Genomic DNA, 18,992 nt, shown 5'->3' on the forward strand with positions numbered 1-18,992 from the left:
CTACCTACTCATTTTTGTATCATTTGCCGTTTTTAGTAGAAAGTCGATTGGTTTTCGAAGTGGGGCGTATTTTGCTGCTTCGCTTTCACTCAACTTCTCCCAAATATAGCCGCGATGCATTATATAATAAGAATCTAGCGCCCCCACAAACTCGATTGTGCCATCACTTTTTGGGATAATCTTGCTGTAATAAAATTTGCAATTATTAAAATTGTAGATTTGCCCACCTGTAAGTTGCCCTTTGCCATTGTCGCTGTAGCCATAAGCAAAGACATTTCCCACGCTAAGTCGCTCCCGCAAATGCGCATTTTTATTGCAACTATCCTTGATAGGCTCACGCTCAAGATTTTTTAGTCCATACACATAAAAGGTATCGCCACTTTTAAAAATCTCAACAATGCTTTGCCCACCATCAGTGCCTTTATGCGTTTTGTAAATGCCGCTAATATCGATATTTCCAGCCTTTAAAAGACTGAAACAAAAAATCAAAACCCACAAGATTCTCATTTTTACCCCTTTTTAAATCTTAAAATCAACCAAATCAATAGGAATTTTCACCACAACTTTATACACTTTTTTAGAATCTTTTTTGGAAAGCCCAGAATCTAAATCGCTAAACTTTATCCCCCCAGCATGAACGTCACAGGGCAAAAACACACACAAAGTCCCCGCCACGCTAAAGATTCTATGCACGCACAAGCCGCGTTTATACACGATTAAATCGCGTTCATCGTTATATTCTTTCTTAACCTTAAAAAGCTTAGAATCTCCTAGCAGAAAGCCTTCCGCACCCTTTAAAGTAAGCTGAAAATCCACATATTTTCTATGCGTCTCAAAAAATGCGTCCTTTTCCTTTTTAAGCCCATAAGTTTGCAAAATCGCAAAGATTCCATTATCCAAATCCACGCGTTTGTTTTTTTTAAAATCGTTTTTACTAAACGCACCAAAATCGCTCTTAGATTCTACCAAAAGCAAAGATTCCAAAAAATCGCTAACTTTTTGCAAGTTTTTATTCGCATTTATAGAATCTTTCACACTAAAAAAGTCAGTCACAATCGCCATAATATCCCCACAAAATTAAATATTTTTAACAAAACGCAAATTATATAGTAAAAATTTTAATGTTTTTAAACTAAAAGTAACATTTTGTAATATTCCCTTGCTTTTTATTCGATGTTATGTTATGATAATAGTTACTAATTATGAATTTTAAGCTATTTTTAATGTTATTGTTAATTTTTTAAGGATGGTTTTATTTGTTTTAGTTTTCATTTTAATTTAAAGGTTTTTTATGAAAAGTTTTGTTTTAAAGGGCAAGGTTGCCTTTGTTTTGGCTGGGTTACTCTCTACTACGGGGGGGGGGGGTATTTACTCGCGAAAGATTTTGTAGAATCTAAAGATTTGATAACATTAGCAAGTGCAAAATCTAGTAAAGAAGTCGCATTGAGTGATGGTAAATCCTTGCAAGATATTAAGGTAGATTCCATAGAATCTAAACAAGTTATGTTGAGTGATGGCAAATTCTCAAAAGATTTAAGGGCAGATTCTATAGAATCTAAATATAAAAATGCAGAAGCCTTGCTATCGCACAATAAGGCGGAGAAAAATTCCTTAAGTGTAATGGATAAAGTAGATTCTATAGAATCTAAAAATATCCACAGCCTAACCACATCCGCAAAAAAAGGGGAAGTAATAACCATGGCTAGTGCAGATTCTACAAATATAGATTCTATAACCTTAGCGAGTGTAGATTCTATAAAAAACATAGAATCTAAACGCCAAACATCCGCTAATAAGCTAGATTCCATAACCTTAGCGAGTAGCGAGACAAACAAGATTCTAACCCTAGCTGACAATAGCGACAACGATAGCGACACAGAGACAAGCACAAACGCCGATAATGCCGATGTAAAAGCAAACACCGCCGTGCTAAATAAAGTCGTTACATCCGCGACAGGCTTTTCGCTTCCCTTAAAAGATGAGCCAAAAAATATCATTTTGATTGACAAGCAAGATATTGAGGATAAGGGCTATACTAATTTAGAGCAGGCGTTAGAAAAGCAGCCAAGTGTAACTTTCGTGCAAGGACCGCAAGGGACAAAAGAGATTGACATTCGTGGGCAGGGCTTGGATGCTACAAGGGCGGTTAAAATCTTAGTAAATCGTGTGCCGATAAATTTGAATGATACAGGAAATGGCGGACACACTGCTTCTGCGGTAACTCCTTTTAATCAAATTAGCATTGATGATATAGAATCTATTGAGATAATACCTGGTGGTGGCGCGGTAGTATATGGTAATGGCACACGCGGTGGCGTGGTAAATATCGTTACTAAAAAGCCTAGTAAAGATTATGCTAATTTTAATTTGCGTGGGAATTTGTATGAAAATTTTACGCCTTTTAGTGCTGGAGCTGGCGCTGGTGTTAGCGGTGGTAAAAAAATCGGTGATAAATTCTTTGTTGGCGCATCGGCAAATTATACCTATCAAAATGGTGTGCGACCAAAGGAATATACGCATAATGTTTATACATCGCTAAATACATATTATCAAATCAATGAAGATTCTAAGCTAGAGTGGAATATTAGCTATTCTTTGATGAATCGGTATTTTGCGGGGTATCAAACGCGTTTGACAGGTAGCACAACGGCAGGTTTTACATTTAAAAGTTTTGAGACGATGAAAAATGAGCGTTACACTTCTCCAGCCGCTTCGCAAAACTCCACAGGTGCGGTGCAGCAAGACTTTATTCAAACGTCACTAAATTATACAAATAAGATTCTAGAAAATCTTGACTTTGATTCTATCCTTTTTTATCAGTTTAGCTATTTTAGATTCCCTAGCCAGACTTTAGGTAGTAATACTCGTAGTTTCTTAAGCAATCACGCAGTAGGATTAAATCTAAAAACAAAATGGAGCGCCGGTAGCAACACGTTAATCACAGGCTTAGATAATCAATTTGAAGCAAGTGATACATTATCAAAATCCGCATCCACAGACCTAGAAAATAAAGGGACAAAATATTCGCTTTCTTTCTATGGACTAGATTCATATAAATTTGGTGAATCTTTTAGCCTAAGTGGCGGGGCGCGTGGGGAAATATCATATTTTACACTAGCAGGACACACAGGGATGGCTAACATATTTGGCACAGGGGCTAGTTATTATGATGTGAATGCGAAAAAATGGCAGTTTGGCTATGCCTTAGAGCTAACCCCTAGCTATAATTATAGTGATACAGGCGCGGTATATGTAAAGCAAGAAATAGGCTTTATTAGCCCTAGCATTCGCCAAGCGGTAAGCACTGACCCAAGCTGGACACCTGTTATCGGGCAAGTAGGACCAAAAGTAGCTAGTGATATAAAGCCAGAGCAGTATTTCACAAGTGAGCTAGGTTGGCGAGATGAGTTTGAGTATAGCTATTTAAGTGCGACTTTATTTTACACACATACACTAAATGAGATTCGCTATAACCTTTATGGCTTTGCTACTGAGTATTATAATATCGGCGCTACGCAACGTTTAGGCTTTGAGTTTAGCACTAAGCAAGATTTTATGATAGCAGATACCTTGCCTTTGAATCTGCAAGAATCTATTAGCTACATTTACTCAAATGTATTAAAAGGACGCGAAACAGGGATGACCAGACCAGGACCTAGCACAAGTGGGCGTCCTAGTAGCAGTGGTGCATTAGAAGAAGGTAAGCCTGTGCCTTATGTGCCTTTGCTAAAGTTAGCCTTATTAATGGATGCTGAAGTGCTAAGCAAGGGCAAACACACGCTAAAAGTCTTTTGGAATAATACATATTATGGGAATCAAGTGGATAATAATCAATTTGATATGAATCCAAATGGATATGTTTTAAGCGACTTAGGACTAAATTATAAAATGGGCGATTTGCATATAAGTGCTGGTATTAGAAATCTTTTTGATAGCTTTTATATCGCATATCAAAACACAAGCGTAAATGCTACTAGCGGTGCACTAAGCGGAGCAGGCACATACCTAGCCGGCGAAGGTCGCAACTACTTCTTAGAGGGACGATATAGCTTTTAATTTACCGCACAAATGATAAAAAGGGCTAGGGTGATAAAGGGGATAAAGGGGATTTTTATAGAATCTATCTTGCTATAAAATTTGGTGAAAAGGGCGAAAGTGATTCCTAAAATGCTAGAGATAATAAGCAAATGGAAAATTAGCTCAAAATGCAGCGGATAGCACAATAAAAGCACGCTAGAGCTACTAGATAACGCCCAAATATCGCCACTACCCATAAGCTCGCGGCGGCTAAAAATGTGTATTGTAAAATAAAAAAAATAAAACACGCCTAAAATGGCGAATGGAATGAAAATTAAAGCCACTGAAATAAGGGCAAACATCGCTAGATTTAGTGCAAAAAGAGCGAATATTAGCACATTTGGCACGTATAAATTCTTAAAATCAAGCAAACTTAAGACTAATAAAAGCGTGAAAAATACCGACAAACAAGCACTTAAAATCATATCAAACAAATTGCTTTTAACAATGCTAAATAAAAAATAAAAATCATTGAAATTTAGGGAAGATTCTAACTTTAACGCAAAAAAGCAAAGGGCAAAAATTACGCAAAAAATAGCTAGATTTTTAAAGGAGAAAAATTTTATAGAATCTTTTATAGAATCTTGTGTGATTTTAGATTCTATAAAATCTTTAGAATCTAGATTTAGTGTTTTGATAGAATCTTTTTTGGTTTTAGATTCTGTATTTTTGTTAGAACCTAGATTGCTTTGCTCGCTCGCAATGATGTGGTGTTTTTTAGAATCTTGTTTGTTTTCCATAGAATCTAATGTGGATTTAGATTCTATAGATTTTATAGAATCTTCGTTATTAGATTCTATATTTTCACTAAACTCACTACGTAAAAATAAAAAAAACAATACACTATAAACGCTACTTGCAACGCATACACAAATGATAAAATTGACTAACATTACATTCTACATCGCATTAAATTAAGTAATATTAAGACGTTAGAATCTACTCTAAAATCTAATAAAGTCGCACAAAAAAATATCACAAAAATTTTCATTTACATCCTTTTATAGAATCTAGATTCTATAGTGTAAGTTTTAAGTTGTGGTATTTTTGTGATTAAAAGTGGTGGATTTTTATAGAATCTTATTTAGATTCTATAAAAGTTTATTGATAAGATAGAATCTTATTTCTTGCCCTTGCCGCCTTTGTATGCTGCATTGTTTGGGTTTAGCTGATTTGCCCTGTTATCCCTTGTGGCTTGGTTTGCCGCATTGTTTGGGTTGCCTTGATTTGCGTGGTGGTCTCTTTGACCTTGATTTGTCTATTTTTTTTACATTTTGGTTTTTATCTCAATGCCTAGCAGGGAAAAGGCGGTGGTTAGGGTTAAAGAGATGAATTTTAGGGCTTTTAGAATCTGCTTTTCATAAGGTGTGTTTAGAATCTTATGTGCGTTATAAAATGTGTGGAAATCTTTTGCTAAGTTTTTTAGGTATTCGCAAATTTTATGCAAACTCCTATCTTTGTAGCTAGATTCTAAAATGTGGCTTAAGGTTAGCGCGTTAAAGATTAGGTTTGATAAGTCTTTTGCAAGGGCATTGTTAGAATCTTTTATAAAATCTTCTTTGGAGTTTGGATTGCTTCGCTCGCTACGCTCGCTCGCAATGACGTGGGGAGTAGTGGCAGAATCTCCCGCAATTATGGTGGAAATATCACAAATTTTTGCATTCATTATAGAATCTAAAGTGCAACTTGATTTACCCAAAAGCGTGTGGATGCGCGCATTTGCGTAATTGATATAAAAAATAGGATTGCTAGAATCTTGCTTATTTAAATCATCAATGTCAAACTCAAGGTGCGTATCAAGGCTCTTACTAAGGAAAATAAAACGCAAACTATCCACGCCTATGTCATCTAGCACATCTTGCATAAGGATAAAATTACCCGCGCGCTTACTCATTTTATAAGGCTGCCCGCCCTTTAGCAAACTTACCATTTGCGCGAGTAGCACTTCCAAATTAGCCGAGTTGTAGCCCAAAAAGTCAATACTAGCCTTAATGCGTTTAATGTAGCCGTGATGGTCTGCCCCCCAAATATTTATGTAGTGCTTGAAATGTCGCTCAAATTTATCGCGATGATAGATTATATCGCCTGCCATGTAGGTTGGCTCGCCATTATTTCGCACTAAAACGCGGTCTTTATCATCGCCTTTAAGCGTGGATTTTAGCCATATTGCGCCATCTTTTTCTTCAATCGCATTGTGTTTTTGCAAGTCGCTTAAAGTCGCATCCCACTCTTTGTATAACGCCTTTTCACTTACAAAATTATCAAAATGTATTCTTGCTTGTTTTAACGTCCTTTTGATTTCATCTAGCATTTTTTCCTTGCCAAAAGTGCCTAAGTTTTCTTTTATTTCGCTCCATTGTTTATGAAATTCGCTCACGCCAAAGTGTTCTATCGCGGCTTTTGCGACATCTTTAATATATTCGCCTTTGTATATTTCGCCTTGCAATGTGCTTAGATTCAATATCTCACGTGCTGCATTATAAAGGCTTAAAGATAGCATTGAGATTTGCGCTCCTGCGTCATTTACATAATATTCGCACACGATTTTTTCGCCTAAGTGTTGTGCTATGTTGGTTAAAGCAGAGCCAAAAATTGCGCCACGTGCGTGTCCTATATGCAAGGGTCCTGTTGGATTTGCACTGACAAATTCTAATAGGATTTTTTGGGCGTTATTAGAATCTTTTTTAGAATCTAGATTCTGTGGTTTTGCATAATCTTGCGGGTTTTTTAAGGCGATATTGATTTTAGATTCTAAAAATTGCAAAGATAAAGTTAGATTTATAAAGCCATTTAAGGCTTCCACGTTTTCAAAGATAGAATCTTTGTTTTTAGATTCTATAAATTCGCTTAAAGCGTTGGCTAAATCGCGTGGATTTTTTCGCAATCTCTTAGCAAGGCTAAAGCAAATTGTCGTGGCGAAATGCCCATGCTCTTTATTTTTTGGGTATTCAAGCGGGATGTTTTCAGGGATTAGAATCTCTTTAGATTCTATGGAATCTTTTTTATCGTCATGCTGAGACGTAGGCGAAGTATCTATGCTAGTAGATGTTTTTATTTGCTTAACATGACGTGTTTTAGATTCTATAGAATCTTTTTTAGAATCTTGGTTGGGATTTTTTACCCCCCCCCTAGCCCCCCCCGCAAGTGGGGGGGAAACAATGGTAACATCCCCCGCAAGGGTGGGGGAATTAAATGTGGTGTCCCCCGCAATGGTGGGGGGAACAATGGAATCACTCGCAAGTGGGGGGGAAACAATGGTAGAATCCTTTGCAATGACATGAGAAGATTCTATAAATTCATTAATAAGCCCAGCTAAAATAGCTTTTACTTCATAAAACATTATGCTTTTTGCTCTTTATTAGCATTTGTCGTTGGAGTAGATTCTATGACTTGAGCTTCGATTACCTCGACTTGTTGCGGCTGTGTAGGCTGTGTAGATTCTATCTTTGAATTAGTAGCAGTTGTAGCCGCTGCCGCAGGAGCTTTAGAATCTGCCCCTTCACCATCATCTTTTTTCTCACCATCTAGCTCCTTTTTAAACGTGCGAATGCCGCTACCTAGCCCTTTAGCTAGTTCTGGAATCTTTTTTGCCCCAAATAAAAGCACAATTACTAAAAGCACAATCAGCCAGTGCCAAACACTCATACCACCCATCTTAAACTCCTTAAAACAAAAAACCTAAATATAATATCTCCGCATTAAATCCGCGACCTTGCCCTCGCTATTTAGCAAAAAAACGCTTTTTGCAATGTGCAAAATCGCCTCTTTAGAATCCTCTATTTTATCATTAATTAGCAAATAATCAAACGAATTTGCGTATTTTAGCTCCTCTAGGGCATTCACAAGCCGCTTATTTATCGTCTCCTCGCTATCGGTATTTCGCGCCTTCAAGCGACTTTCAAGCGTTTGAATATCTTTTGCGGTAATAAACACAGATTTTGCCCTGTGATAGTGCCGCTTAATGCTATCGTGACCCTTAACATCCACATCGCAAAGTATGAATTTATCGGCATTTATCGCATCCTCAAACTGACTAAGTCCTGTGCCATAAAAATGCCCATGCACCTCCTCATACTCCAAAAACTCGCCACTTTGAATGCCATGCATAAAATCCTTATGGCTAATAAAAAAATAATCACGCCCATTTTTCTCGCCATCGCGCGGCTTCCTTGTAGTCGTGGAGATACTAAAATACAAATTTTTAATATTTTCTTTCAAAATCTTTGTAATCGTGCTTTTCCCACCGCCACTAGGACCTGAAATAATCAAAATGTTGTAAGATTTTTCTTGCTTCATATCTTGCCTTTTTTAAGTTGTTATTTTACATTATTTTTGTGAATCTAGATTCTATAATTTCGGGGCGCGATAAAAAAGCTTAAAAATAAATCGCTTTATAGCGATAAAACTGCGATAAAATGGACGCAAAATCTTGTAGATTCTAGGGACATTTTGATTGATACTTCGACTAATTGTAGCCTGTGGGCTAAGCTCACTCTCACTCACAAAAAAGGGCTTATAAATAATATTATCAATTTTATGCGCTCCCCCCCACTCAATAAAGGCATCCACAGGATACTCCCACTTTTTAGCCGCACTAAACGCCGCTGCAGCACGTGGCGTAATGTAGTATCCCTGCGTGCCACTTAGATTTTTTAGGGCGTAATAAAAGTGCGAATTGCCTATTTGACGTGCGAATTTATCACGATTTTTATCGCAAAAATACCCACGCACAAAGCTAAACTTGCTATTTTGTATTTCATCTAACGCGCTAAAAAAATTAGATTCTATAATAATATCATCTTCAAGCACGATTATAGGCTCATTAAGCCTTATACACTCCTGCCACAAGCTAAAATGTGAAGCATAACAAGCGATTTCATTATCAGTCATCACGCGCCCATGAAACATATAGCAAGTATATGGACTAAAATACTTATTTTTGAACTCTGCAAATTCTTTACTTGTAGAATCTATAGCTTTAAAGAAAATAAATTCGTATTTTTGAAAGTCTTTATCACCCTTAAGTTTCTCAATTTCTTTTAGCATATGCTCTTTTCTATCAACACTTCGCTCTAGATTTATGATAAAGATTTTCATATTTTTCCTTTTTTTAGTTATGTGAAGCCTAATACTTTTCTCTTTTATAACTTGCAAATAAAAAAACTATCACGCACACTGAGCCTAAAAATACGCCTAAAAGATACACAAGCGGGTAAAAAACCTTGCAAAATATTAGCAATAAAAAGCTAAAAATCATTAATAAAAACGCCAAGATTCTAGGCAGACTAAAGCTAAACTCAAATCCTAAAGTAACTTTTGACAAATCCAAAAATTTTAGAATCTTTTTAGAATTTTTTTTAGAATCTTCCTTTAAATTCTCTTTAGAATCTTGCGAATTAGATTCTATAAAATCTTTATTAGATTCTAAAGAAATCCCTTGCTCCTTAGCCTTTTTTATTTTTTCTTTTATCTTAGAATCTACTGACTTAAAAGTCGCAATCATCAAAATAATATATGAAAAAAGCCCACAAAGAAGCGAAAAAATATACAAAAAATTATAAAAAATGCAAAAAATAATGCTAAAAATGGCAAGAAAAATCGCAAAAAAAAGGGCAAATTTTTGCGTCAAATTCATATTATTTAGATAATTTTTTAGCAATTTTTATCCTTTACTTCAAGGTTTTGTGAAACTTTTTTGCGTAAGATTCTATCCAAAATCATCGTTAAAAAATACCCAAAAAGTAAGCCTATTAAGCTCCCACATATCACTTGCAAAGGCGTGTGCCAGCTCGTTATAACGCGAGAAAACGGCACTAATAACGCCAAAATAAACACCAAAAACACCCACTTTTTAGGATAAAAATACATTGCAAAGCCAAGCGCAAGAAACGCTGGCGCACTATGTCCGCTAGGAAAGCCGCTAAACTCGCCATTTATCGGGCGTCTAGCAATCTGCACAAACACATCGCCATAATGCAGCGCCAAATATCCAAAGATTTTTTTGAGTGTGAAAACTAGCCCAACCACAACAATTGCCACAATGATTAAAAGCCCTACACGCCGATACTCCTTTTTGTATAGCATAAAAAGCCCCAAAAATATCGGTAAAAAGCGAAAAATATCCCCATAAAGTTTAATATCATAAAACCAAAGGGCAATCGCACAAATTAAAATCAGCGATAAAATGCCATATTCACGCACTTCTTTTTTTTTATTTTGTGTAGTAAGCATAGAATCTTTTCTTGCAACTTGACTTAGATTATTAGAATCTTTAGGCTTTTTAGAATCTTGCAATTCCAAATCTGTATCTTTAATATTACTAAAATCTTTCATAATTTATCCATAGAATTTAGATTCTATAATTGTATTAGAATTTCTAGGATTTATGACATTTTCGATTTTAATTATTGTGTAAAACTTTTGTTAAAATATTAGAATCTTTAACTTTAAAGGTGTGAGTTTGATTAAAAAAATATTCTATCTTAATCTTTTTACGATGATTTTTATTGCGCTGAATTTGCGTGCGCCAATTACTAGCATTGCACCCATTGTGGAAAATGTGCGTGATTTTTTTAGCCTTAGCTCTGCGCAAGTTGGCTTTCTTACGAGCCTGCCTTTGATTGCCTTTGGCGTTTTTAGCTTTTTTGTGTCCAAACTTCATCATATTAAAGCGATGATTTTTGGGCTTTTGTGTATTGTTTTGGGCGAGATTTTGCGCTCTTTTGGTGGGTTTTTTTCGCGTATTTTTATAGGAATTTTTGTTGATTTTAAGGGTCAATATGCGGAATCTATTCCTCAGATTCTAAGTCACACAGCCACATTTTTTTTATTTTTTGGCACATTAATTATGGGCGTTGGCATTGCGATTGCAAATGTGCTTTTGCCGAGCTTCATCAAGGCGAAATTTCCGCGACAAATCCCTAAAATTATGAGCATTTACAGCCTTACGCTTAATACGAGTGCGATTTTGGGGCTGCTTTTATCGCTTGTTTTAATGCGCACTTTTGGGCTTTTGAATGGAATGGCATTTTGGGCGATTTTTGGGCTTTTGGCGTTAATTTTTTATCTCCCGCAAGCAAAAAATGCACGTTTCAAACGCGTAAAAACGACCACAAATGCACCACAAATTAGCCTTTTTAAAAGCCTGAAAGCGTGGAAAATAGCCATTTTTATGGGGCTGCAAAGCTATATGTTTTATGGAATAATCGTGTGGCTGCCAAAAATTATAGAATCTAAAGGCTACAACATCGATTTTAGCACGAATATCACGCTGCTTTCGCAGTTTATCGCACTTTTTTCATCCTTTCTAATTCCCACTATGATGGCAAAAATGCGAAACAAATACAAGGCTTTTAGTATGTTTTTTGCATGTTTTATGTATTGCGTTGGTATGGTTTTGTTATTGCTTAGTCATACTTCTGTATGGCTTTGCGTTAGTGCGGCGATTTTGGGCATTCCTATGGGTAGCGTTTTTACGATTGCCTTGCTTTTTATCGCGCAAAAAAGCTCGAACGTGTCGGTATCTATTAAGCTCTCAGCCCTAAGTCAAGGGAGTGGATATTTGATTGCTAGCATTTCGCCTTTTGTGGTTGGCAGATTCTATGATATTTTTGGTGATTTTAGGGCTGCCATTTGCGTATTTATCGGCATTTCGCTTACTTTGTGCCTTTTTGGTTTTTTGGCAAATAAAGTGGATAGAATCTAGCTATAATATCCCTTTTGATTTAAGGAGAAAATATGAATTTTAGATACTTTTTTCGTGATAGTTTAAGGAAGTTTCGCAAGGGTTTTTACACCCAAACAGCGAAGTTTTTTGGGAATTATGAAACTAATAAATTGCTAAAAGAAATCTTAGAATCTAATCGCGCTTTGAATGCGAGTATTAATGCGAGTTCTGCTCTAAGTTCTAGCAAGATTCCACAAAGTATTAAGGATTCTTACTTTTTGCAAAGCTATCCTACGCCAGGCGGCGGCATAAGGTTTAGCAATGCGCGCGATAATATAAGGGCGTTTTTAAATCTTGTGCGTCCTGTGACTTCGAGTGCGATAAAATTGCGGCGATTTGGCGGTGGATATGATGGCGGATATGTGATGAGTGTGCCGCCACTCTTAGAATCTAGGCTAAATTTTACCACTTTGCACACAAATGAAAAGGGCGAAATTTTGGATATTAAGTCTCATAATGTAGCTAATAATGAGATTACCCCCCCCCCCCGTTAGTGTAGAATCTAATTTTTTAGAATCTAAAAAGCCCATCGCTATTTCGCTTGGTGTCTCCCCTTATAGCCCTTGGGATTTAGAAATGGCAAACTTAGGATATAGAGTGCTTCAATACGATGCAAGTATAGAATCTGCTCCATACAACCACGAAAATATCACATTTTTTAAGAAATTTGTTGGCGTGATGGACAACGAAAATACGATAAGTCTGCAAAATGTTATCACACAAAATGATTTGCGTGAAGATTCTCATAATATCTTGCAATGTGATATTGAGGACTGCGAATGGGAGATATTAGAAAATATCGATTTAGGTTTAATGGCGAAGTTTTTCCCGCAGGTTTTGTTTGAGTTTCACAACTGCAACCCTGAAAATGATGAGCTTTCAAGCCGCAGATTAAAAGTTTTAGAATCTTTACGCAGATTCTACACGCCCATTTTCACGCATTTTAACTACCACGATGTAACTTATTATAATGACGGACTATTTTTATGCGGACTAATCGAAGTAAGCTTTTTGCGAAACGACTTAATCCCAAAAGATTCCAAACCCTTTAGCGGCTATCTAAATATAAGCAATCTATCCGCGCCAAACTCGCACTTTTACCCAGATGTGCCAGCATGTTTTAAGGATTTATAGAATCTACAATTCTCGCGTTTTTTTCCATATTCCGCTTTTAAACACAAAGTAGAAAATAATAGCGCGGATATAAGTCTCAAGAAAAATAATAAAAAAAAGTGCGTATAATCCAGCACCCATACTACTGCAAATCCACATCGGCACAAGGCGAAAAAGCGTCATACTGCTAATATTTATGAAAAGTGGAATCTGCGTCCAGCCAGCCCCGCGTATCGCGCCATCATAGATAAACGCCATAATTAGCGGCACTTGCGACAAGCCAACCGCTAGCAAATACGCCACGGCAATCTCTACGCCTGTTGCATCTGCCTTGATAAAAATCTCTGCTAAAGGCTTGGCAAAAATCGCCAAAATCACGCCACACACGCCTAAAATCACCGCCGCTATTCGCACAGATAACCGCGTGTATTCCTCCGCCAAATGCAGCTTCTTAGCACCGATACTCTGCCCAACAAGGCTCATCACAGCAATCATAAAGCCAAAGCCAGGCAAAAACGAAAAGCCCTCAATTTGCCCGCCAGCCTTAAATCCCGTAATCGCACTATCCCCATACACACTCGCATACTGCCCAACAAAAATCAGCACAATATTAATCGCCACCATCCCAAAAATGCGCTCCAACGCCGTTGGCAAGCCAACTTTTAACGCGCTAATTAGAAATGAAATATGGAATCTAAGTCGCAATTTTAACTGCGTTTTGACAAAAAGCGGCAGGGCAAAAAGCAAAAAAAGTTCCAAATATGAAATAATAAGCGTCACATACGCCGCACCAACTAGCTCTAAGCGCGGCATCCCAAGATTCCCATTAATAAGCGTATAATAGCCCAAAATGCTAAAAAAAGTAAGAAAAATCTTAATGTAAAATGGACGCTTCGTATCGCCAGTCGCCGCAAAGCCCGAAATCAGCACATTTTTAATCATAATGCTAGGAATGGCAAAAATAGTAAGGCTCACATAGCTAAAAGTCAAGGCGTAAAGCTCATCGCTCAAGTTAAAAAGTCGCAGGTAGCTAGGTAAAAACGCCCACGCAAGAAGCAAAACAAGCAAGGAGGCAAGGGCGGAGGCAAGATTCATTGTGGAATAAACAGCATTCATCTCGCTAAAATTTTTCGCACCAAATCGCCGCGACATCAGCACATTTGTCCCCATTCCAAAAATCGCACTCAAAGGAAAAAAAACAAAAATATAGCTAGCTCCAGTGCTAAGTGCGGCAAAATTTAGCGGTGAAATCTCGCCTAAAAAAAACAACGCCATTGACACGCTAAGCATATCAAAAAGCCCTTGCAGTCCGCTAGGGATGGCGATGTTTAAAATCCGCTTTAATTTTATACGCGTGGCAAGCCGCAATGTTGGCATTATTATCCTTAGAATCTATAGTGTAAATGAAATTTTACTATTAAATTCTAAAAAATATAATTTTTTCATATTTTCTCTTGTAGATTTTTGTTTAAAAATATTACTAGATTCTATAATATTTATCAATATTTAGTGTAGAATCTAACATTTTGTTACTTTTTTTCGTGTATTTTTTGTTTGCAATAAATTTAAATACAATTCGTTTATAAATTATTGACAAAAATTTTTTTATATATTATAATATTCTTAGTTTTTCTTTAAAAAGGATATGTGATGAAAAAGATGTTTTTTGGTAGTGTGTGCGTTTCTTTTACGCTAGGGACGCTATTTGCGAGTGTTGATAATGCTTTAGATTCTAAAAACATAGAATCTATAAACAAGTCGAGTTATGAAAATTTGCAAAGTGTAAATTTAGATTCTAAAAGTATAGAATCTAATCTAGATTCTAATAGCAAAAATAGTGATAAAATCAGCATTTTAGCCCTACAAGATTCTAAAAACATAGAATCTAAATACGATATGCGTATAGATTCTAAGCTAGATTCCATATTATTAGCCGATAATGCAGATTCTATAGAATCTACACAATCTAATGAAAGTGATAAAATCGCCATTCCACCGCAAGAAAGGGGCATTTCACAAAAAGAAATTGAAGATGAAAGAGAGAGCAAACCAGATGGAATCTTTTTTAATGGTGGCTTAGAAGTATTTAATAAAACCGCTTTTTCAATGCAGCAAAGTAACAAAAATCCACTGCCAACCGTTAGCTATGGCTATGTCTTAGGCGAGTTAAGCGTAGGGTATAAATACAAGGCATTTGAAGTGGCAGTAGGCGGCGTGGCAGCGGGATTGACCGTTGATTCTAGCAAAGGCTTAGCCTACAACTATGTCGGGGCAAACCCGGGATGGAATCTAAGTCAAAGTGCAAGTGAAAATAACGCAAGCAGAATGTTTATACACAACGCGTATTTTAAATATTCGCTTGAAAATTTCGACATTCAAATCGGGCGATTTGCAAAAAGTAGCGACTGGGTAGAAGCTTATGTGGAGGGCATTGATATGTCCTATAGCTTTGCTAAACACTATCACGTAAGCCTTTTTGGTATGAGCACGCTCGCACTTGTGGGCGCTGGCTGGCTGAATACTTTTGCGACTACTTATTCTAGCTATGGGCTGATGAATGCGGAGTTTGGCTACACTAGCGAGATTTTGAAGGCTGATATTTTCGCGTATTTTGGCATGAAAGAGTATTTTGCGCCCGGATTTAACCTTGAACTAAGCTTTGGAAAGCCTGAAAGCGTGGCATTTACGACTAAAATCAATGTGCTTTTCCCTTATCAATTTGAGAGTATGGAGAGTCTTGGCAAGTATTTTTGGGGCGATTTTGGCGCGAAAAATACGGGCTTTACAAGCAGCATTTTGGTGCGACAAGATGTCGATTTCTACGATAAATACAAGGTCGCGGTGGCAGTTTATAAAAACATAAATAATGCAAATGCGCGTATGGGGATGTTTGGTAACCCTATCGGTATTGATATTTGGGATAGTAGCGTCTATACGACAGGGACTTCGCTAAATGCGGCGGCAGCTCCTGATGCGTTTAGTTTTTTATTTTTTACACAGGCGCAATATGAAAACCTGCATAAATATGTAAAACGACTCGTAGTAGGACTTGATGGCAGATATACAAATGCTCCAAGTGCGAATGAATATTCGCTCAAACTGCACGCTAGCTGGGAGATTATCGATAATCTTAGCATTAGTGCGATATTAAACTACTACACAATGGATATGATAAATCCTATGGCTTGGGGAGGCATCGCAAACCCCCGCTACACTGCAGATAGAAGCTATCTAATGACAACAATTGCGTATATGTTTTAAAAGCATATAATCCTAAAACGATATGTATTTAGATTCTATAGAATCTATTTTAAAGATTCCATAAATATAGAATCTTAAGATATAATCACAAAATGACGAAAATATTTACATTCTTTTTTTTAATTTTTTCTGCAACATTTGCGGTAGAAATTAGTGGCGATAGGGAAAGTGCGAAATATGCTCTCTTAAATGCGGCTCATAATGAGAAAAGTGGCTTTTTTGTGGGCGTTCATTTGGGTGTAAGCTTGTATTACACGATTTTGCATAATGCAGCTGGACAAAATATCGCTTGGGATAGTCAAAACTCTAATCAAATCGTTGGCAAAAATATGCAAGTGATGACAAATGTGGGTATTAAGCTAGGATACAGCCATTTTTTCAACGCCTTAATCGGTGTGCGTGGCTATATAAACTACGATTATAGCGACTATAGGGAAGTGCTAAAAGATTCTAAAATCGCAAGCGAAGATGTGAGTATAAATAGCGATGTGATGATAAATTTTTATAATGGGAAGCGTGGGTCTTTTGGGCTTTTTATAGGCTTTGGCGTGGGGTATAATCTGCCGCAGTTTGAAAATGCACAAACGCGTATAAATTTGGAATCTACGCATAAATATAACGGCTTTATTATGCCGCTTAATCTTGGGTTATCTTTTAGTAGCAGTCCGCATAAAATCGAGCTAGGGACGCGTATCCCTACACTTTTAGGGCGGTATAAAAGCAATGCAGATTCTAGTGGCTTTAGCCTTAAGCCTGTGATTATTTCACTTGAGTATATGTATATTTTTTAGAAATTTAGATTCTAGAATCTACCCATTAACCATCTTAACAATTTCGCGCACATCTTTTCGCACAGAGCGAATAGGAAACCACTTGCCCATCGCATTTAGAATCTTTAAAACAAGCGGCTTATTCCGCAAGTTCATATTGATTTTTGCGCGTTTATCAAGTATGCCAAAGCTATCATTTGTGCCGCTATGGTCGTGATAATCAGTGAATGTGTAGCAGTCATATTTTCGCATCAAAAGGTCAAAAATGCTCTGGTCATGCCTATGCTCCAAAAAGCCGCTCACATTTGGCAGGCTAGATTCACTATCATCGACAAACTCAAAATGCTCCCAAATCACCTGCCGCCACTCACGCATAAACTGCAGGGTTTTCTCACTTTTCTTGCAAAAAAACACGCCGCCTTTTATCTGCCTATCATTGATTACTTGCTCGTTATTTAGGTAGCCAAAATGCGCTAGAACACTTGCCTTTGTGTATTGCCGATTATGACAAGGTATCGCGGATTTAAAGCCGACAATATCGTGGTTTTCAAGGATTTCTAGCTTTTCTAGCAAGTTTTGGGCTTTATTTGGGATTAAATGACAGCCGACGTCAATGTAGAGCAAAATATCGCCGTTTTCAATTTTCTCAAGCGTTTGTAGCACGACTTGTGGCTTCCAGCTCCAGTAGCCATATCCGCGTGTAAATTTCGTCTTTGAATCTTGTGGCAAACAGCTTGATTTGTGATAATAATTTTCTAGGGTGTATGGGGGGGGGGGGGTAAATTCTATTGAATCTTTAGAATCTTTTTTTGCGTCATTGCGAGATTTAAATTCGCTAGAATGTAAATCGTGGCAATCCATTGTGTTTGGTTTAGAATCTTGTTTAGAGTTTTTGTTATTAGATTGCTTTAATAATTCTTGCGAATTTTTTTGTAATAACAAATCTTTAGAATCTTTTGCGTTAGATTCTATAAAATCTTTAGAATCTTGCGTGTTTTTAAGATTAGATTCTATATAAATCTTATCTTTAAAATGCCGTTTATAATCCATATCTAAATTTGTTTCATTATAAATAAAAATATTCTCAAAAATGCCCATATCTAAGGCTTGATTATAGAATCTAAAACTTGCTGGATGAAAATTAAAACTAGCAAAACTCGCTAAATAAATCTTTCTTTTTTGCATATTTTTCCTAAATACTGAAATAATTTATCACTTCATCGCCTGGGCGCGATAATGCACAAGTAGCCCATATTTATCAAGCAGCTCGTAGTATGCGTCACTCTCTTTTATCTCTTTTATCGCCTTGTCAATGCGTGTCAAAAGCTCTGCGTGCTTGCCCTTATCAAGTGCGATTGAAATGCCATTTGAGCCATCACTCTCACTCCAAAACTCAATCAATTCAGGATTTTCCTTCAAATACCCCAAAGCAGTCGCCCCATCCGCTAACACGACATCCACCTTGCCCGTTTTCAAATTCATAATCGCGCCAAAAATGCTATCACTTGGTATCACGCTCAGGTTATACTCGGCTTTCATACGATTGATTGCCTGCTCTTGCACCGTGCCTAAGAAAACGCCCACACGCTTGCCCTTGATAGAATCTTTATCGATTAGCTCCTCGTTACCTTTCTGCTTAATATAAATCGTGATGCCTTCATAGTATGGAATGCTGAAATCCACCTGCTTTTCACGCTCTGGCGTATCACTCATAGAGGACATAATCATATCGATTTTGCCTGATTTTAACGCAGGAATTAGCCCATCAAAGCTCATGTGATGCAGCGTGTATTTAAACTGCACCTTTTTGCTAATCATATCGAGCAAATCCACATCAAAGCCCGTAATCTTGCCATCTTTTTTAAACTCAAATGGCGGATACTCGGCATTCAACCCAACGCGAAAAGTAGGAATGGTATCAGCAGCGTAATTTTTGGCATAATTCTTAGAATCTTTAGAATCTTGCGAATCTCCACAGGCTAAGAAAAACACGCAAATAAAGAGTAAAGATAAAAAACGAAGTAGCATAATAAATCCTTGCAATA

At 37.0% G+C, this 18,992-nt stretch carries 18 protein-coding genes; 6 read left to right on the forward strand and 12 right to left on the reverse strand.

The genetic code is table 11. From position 1 onward, the window contains the following. Together LS64_RS02815 and LS64_RS02820 are read right to left on the reverse strand one after the other, a co-directional pair. A complete protein-coding gene (locus LS64_RS02815; protein ID WP_034569219.1) occupies positions 1-507 on the reverse strand; it encodes a DUF2147 domain-containing protein in 507 nt (168 codons plus the stop codon). A gap of 12 nt (positions 508-519) precedes the next feature. Beyond that, a complete protein-coding gene (locus LS64_RS02820) occupies positions 520-1,062 on the reverse strand; it encodes a YhcH/YjgK/YiaL family protein (protein WP_118949383.1) in 543 nt (180 codons plus the stop codon). 381 nt (positions 1,063-1,443) lie between these two features. On the opposite strand from LS64_RS02820, the gene LS64_RS02825 reads away from it, so the two are divergent. Then, the gene (locus LS64_RS02825) at positions 1,444-4,056 is read left to right on the forward strand and encodes a TonB-dependent receptor (protein WP_138127236.1); all 2,613 of its coding nucleotides are present in this window, start codon (positions 1,444-1,446) and stop codon (positions 4,054-4,056) included. On the opposite strand, the gene LS64_RS02830 is transcribed toward LS64_RS02825, so the two are convergent. From LS64_RS02830 to LS64_RS02860, 7 genes are all read right to left on the reverse strand, one after another. Further along, complete coding sequence (locus tag LS64_RS02830; protein ID WP_034574042.1) at positions 4,053-4,970, reverse strand: prepilin peptidase; 918 nt, start codon at positions 4,968-4,970, stop codon at positions 4,053-4,055. The genes LS64_RS02825 and LS64_RS02830 overlap by 4 nt on opposite strands. Before the next feature lie 374 nt (positions 4,971-5,344). Continuing rightward, positions 5,345-7,417, reverse strand: coding sequence for an arginine--tRNA ligase (gene argS / locus LS64_RS02835; protein ID WP_064773741.1), 2,073 nt, complete (start codon positions 7,415-7,417; stop codon positions 5,345-5,347). After that, entirely contained in the window at positions 7,417-7,731 is a 315-nt protein-coding gene (gene tatA, locus LS64_RS02840) for a twin-arginine translocase TatA/TatE family subunit (protein ID WP_034574041.1), read from the reverse strand. The genes argS and tatA overlap by 1 nt, the downstream gene beginning before the upstream one ends. Positions 7,732-7,755: 24 nt before the next feature. After that, positions 7,756-8,373, reverse strand: a complete 618-nt coding sequence (gene gmk, locus LS64_RS02845) for a guanylate kinase (RefSeq protein ID WP_034574040.1) — start codon at positions 8,371-8,373, stop codon at positions 7,756-7,758. A 51-nt stretch (positions 8,374-8,424) separates the two neighbouring features. Further along, on the reverse strand, positions 8,425-9,174 hold the full coding sequence (locus LS64_RS02850) for a glycosyltransferase family 25 protein (RefSeq protein WP_052062750.1): 750 nt from the start codon (positions 9,172-9,174) through the stop codon (positions 8,425-8,427). A 28-nt stretch (positions 9,175-9,202) separates the two neighbouring features. Beyond that, positions 9,203-9,736 carry a hypothetical protein gene (locus tag LS64_RS02855; protein WP_034574038.1) on the reverse strand — a complete coding sequence of 178 codons (534 nt, stop codon included), beginning with the start codon at positions 9,734-9,736 and terminating at the stop codon, positions 9,203-9,205. Further along, entirely contained in the window at positions 9,730-10,410 is a 681-nt protein-coding gene (locus LS64_RS02860; RefSeq protein WP_052062749.1) for a phosphatase PAP2 family protein, read from the reverse strand. The genes LS64_RS02855 and LS64_RS02860 overlap by 7 nt, the downstream gene beginning before the upstream one ends. Positions 10,411-10,537: 127 nt before the next feature. Here LS64_RS02860 and LS64_RS02865 point away from each other — a divergent pair, with 127 nt between their 5' ends. Genes LS64_RS02865 through LS64_RS02875 form a run of 3 tightly spaced genes read left to right on the forward strand, consistent with a single transcriptional unit; the run spans position 10,538 to position 12,937 of the window. Then, positions 10,538-11,782 (forward strand): MFS transporter, encoded by a 1,245-nt coding sequence (locus tag LS64_RS02865; protein WP_034574036.1) that lies wholly within the window; start codon positions 10,538-10,540, stop codon positions 11,780-11,782. 32 nt (positions 11,783-11,814) lie between these two features. Next, positions 11,815-12,297 (forward strand): hypothetical protein, encoded by a 483-nt coding sequence (locus LS64_RS02870; RefSeq protein WP_118988427.1) that lies wholly within the window; start codon positions 11,815-11,817, stop codon positions 12,295-12,297. Next, positions 12,272-12,937 carry a hypothetical protein gene (locus LS64_RS02875; RefSeq protein WP_118988428.1) on the forward strand — a complete coding sequence of 222 codons (666 nt, stop codon included), beginning with the start codon at positions 12,272-12,274 and terminating at the stop codon, positions 12,935-12,937. The genes LS64_RS02870 and LS64_RS02875 overlap by 26 nt, the downstream gene beginning before the upstream one ends. A 3-nt stretch (positions 12,938-12,940) precedes the next feature. Here the strand turns inward: LS64_RS02875 and LS64_RS02880 are convergent, their stop codons facing one another. Next, on the reverse strand, positions 12,941-14,293 hold the full coding sequence (locus tag LS64_RS02880) for an MATE family efflux transporter (protein ID WP_034573097.1): 1,353 nt from the start codon (positions 14,291-14,293) through the stop codon (positions 12,941-12,943). Positions 14,294-14,566: 273 nt separating this feature from the next. Between LS64_RS02880 and LS64_RS02885 the strand changes: the two genes are divergently transcribed. Together LS64_RS02885 and LS64_RS02890 are read left to right on the forward strand one after the other, a co-directional pair. After that, positions 14,567-16,177, forward strand: coding sequence for an outer membrane family protein (locus LS64_RS02885; RefSeq protein ID WP_237416287.1), 1,611 nt, complete (start codon positions 14,567-14,569; stop codon positions 16,175-16,177). A 92-nt stretch (positions 16,178-16,269) separates the two neighbouring features. Then, on the forward strand, positions 16,270-16,968 hold the full coding sequence (locus tag LS64_RS02890) for an outer membrane beta-barrel protein (RefSeq protein ID WP_034573094.1): 699 nt from the start codon (positions 16,270-16,272) through the stop codon (positions 16,966-16,968). An 18-nt stretch (positions 16,969-16,986) separates the two neighbouring features. Here LS64_RS02890 and LS64_RS02895 read toward each other — a convergent pair whose 3' ends face one another. Both LS64_RS02895 and LS64_RS02900 read right to left on the reverse strand, forming a co-directional pair. Beyond that, complete coding sequence (locus tag LS64_RS02895) at positions 16,987-18,132, reverse strand: hypothetical protein (protein WP_118962107.1); 1,146 nt, start codon at positions 18,130-18,132, stop codon at positions 16,987-16,989. A 27-nt stretch (positions 18,133-18,159) separates the two neighbouring features. Next, a complete protein-coding gene (locus tag LS64_RS02900; protein WP_064773711.1) occupies positions 18,160-18,975 on the reverse strand; it encodes a transporter substrate-binding domain-containing protein in 816 nt (271 codons plus the stop codon). Between the last annotated feature and the right edge of the window lie 17 nt (positions 18,976-18,992).

The sequence above is a fragment of the Helicobacter saguini genome (genome assembly GCF_000762875.2).
GTDB classification, from domain to species: Bacteria; Campylobacterota; Campylobacteria; order Campylobacterales; family Helicobacteraceae; genus Helicobacter_A; species Helicobacter_A saguini.

Bases quoted from the DNA above. Each gene is read 5' to 3' on its own strand.
- gmk (WP_034574040.1), bottom strand. From the start codon at position 8,373: ATGAAGCAAGAAAAATCTTACAACATTTTGATTATTTCAGGTCCTAGT.
- LS64_RS02890 (WP_034573094.1), top strand. From the start codon at position 16,270: ATGACGAAAATATTTACATTCTTTTTTTTAATTTTTTCTGCAACATTT.
- LS64_RS02900 (WP_064773711.1), bottom strand. From the start codon at position 18,975: ATGCTACTTCGTTTTTTATCTTTACTCTTTATTTGCGTGTTTTTCTTA.
- LS64_RS02820 (WP_118949383.1), bottom strand. From the start codon at position 1,062: ATGGCGATTGTGACTGACTTTTTTAGTGTGAAAGATTCTATAAATGCG.
- LS64_RS02830 (WP_034574042.1), bottom strand. From the start codon at position 4,970: ATGTTAGTCAATTTTATCATTTGTGTATGCGTTGCAAGTAGCGTTTAT.
- LS64_RS02885 (WP_237416287.1), top strand. From the start codon at position 14,567: ATGAAAAAGATGTTTTTTGGTAGTGTGTGCGTTTCTTTTACGCTAGGG.
- argS (WP_064773741.1), bottom strand. From the start codon at position 7,417: ATGTTTTATGAAGTAAAAGCTATTTTAGCTGGGCTTATTAATGAATTT.
- LS64_RS02880 (WP_034573097.1), bottom strand. From the start codon at position 14,293: ATGCCAACATTGCGGCTTGCCACGCGTATAAAATTAAAGCGGATTTTA.
- LS64_RS02875 (WP_118988428.1), top strand. From the start codon at position 12,272: ATGAGATTACCCCCCCCCCCCGTTAGTGTAGAATCTAATTTTTTAGAA.
- LS64_RS02815 (WP_034569219.1), bottom strand. From the start codon at position 507: ATGAGAATCTTGTGGGTTTTGATTTTTTGTTTCAGTCTTTTAAAGGCT.
- LS64_RS02895 (WP_118962107.1), bottom strand. From the start codon at position 18,132: ATGCAAAAAAGAAAGATTTATTTAGCGAGTTTTGCTAGTTTTAATTTT.
- LS64_RS02870 (WP_118988427.1), top strand. From the start codon at position 11,815: ATGAATTTTAGATACTTTTTTCGTGATAGTTTAAGGAAGTTTCGCAAG.
- tatA (WP_034574041.1), bottom strand. From the start codon at position 7,731: ATGGGTGGTATGAGTGTTTGGCACTGGCTGATTGTGCTTTTAGTAATT.
- LS64_RS02860 (WP_052062749.1), bottom strand. From the start codon at position 10,410: ATGAAAGATTTTAGTAATATTAAAGATACAGATTTGGAATTGCAAGAT.
- LS64_RS02850 (WP_052062750.1), bottom strand. From the start codon at position 9,174: ATGAAAATCTTTATCATAAATCTAGAGCGAAGTGTTGATAGAAAAGAG.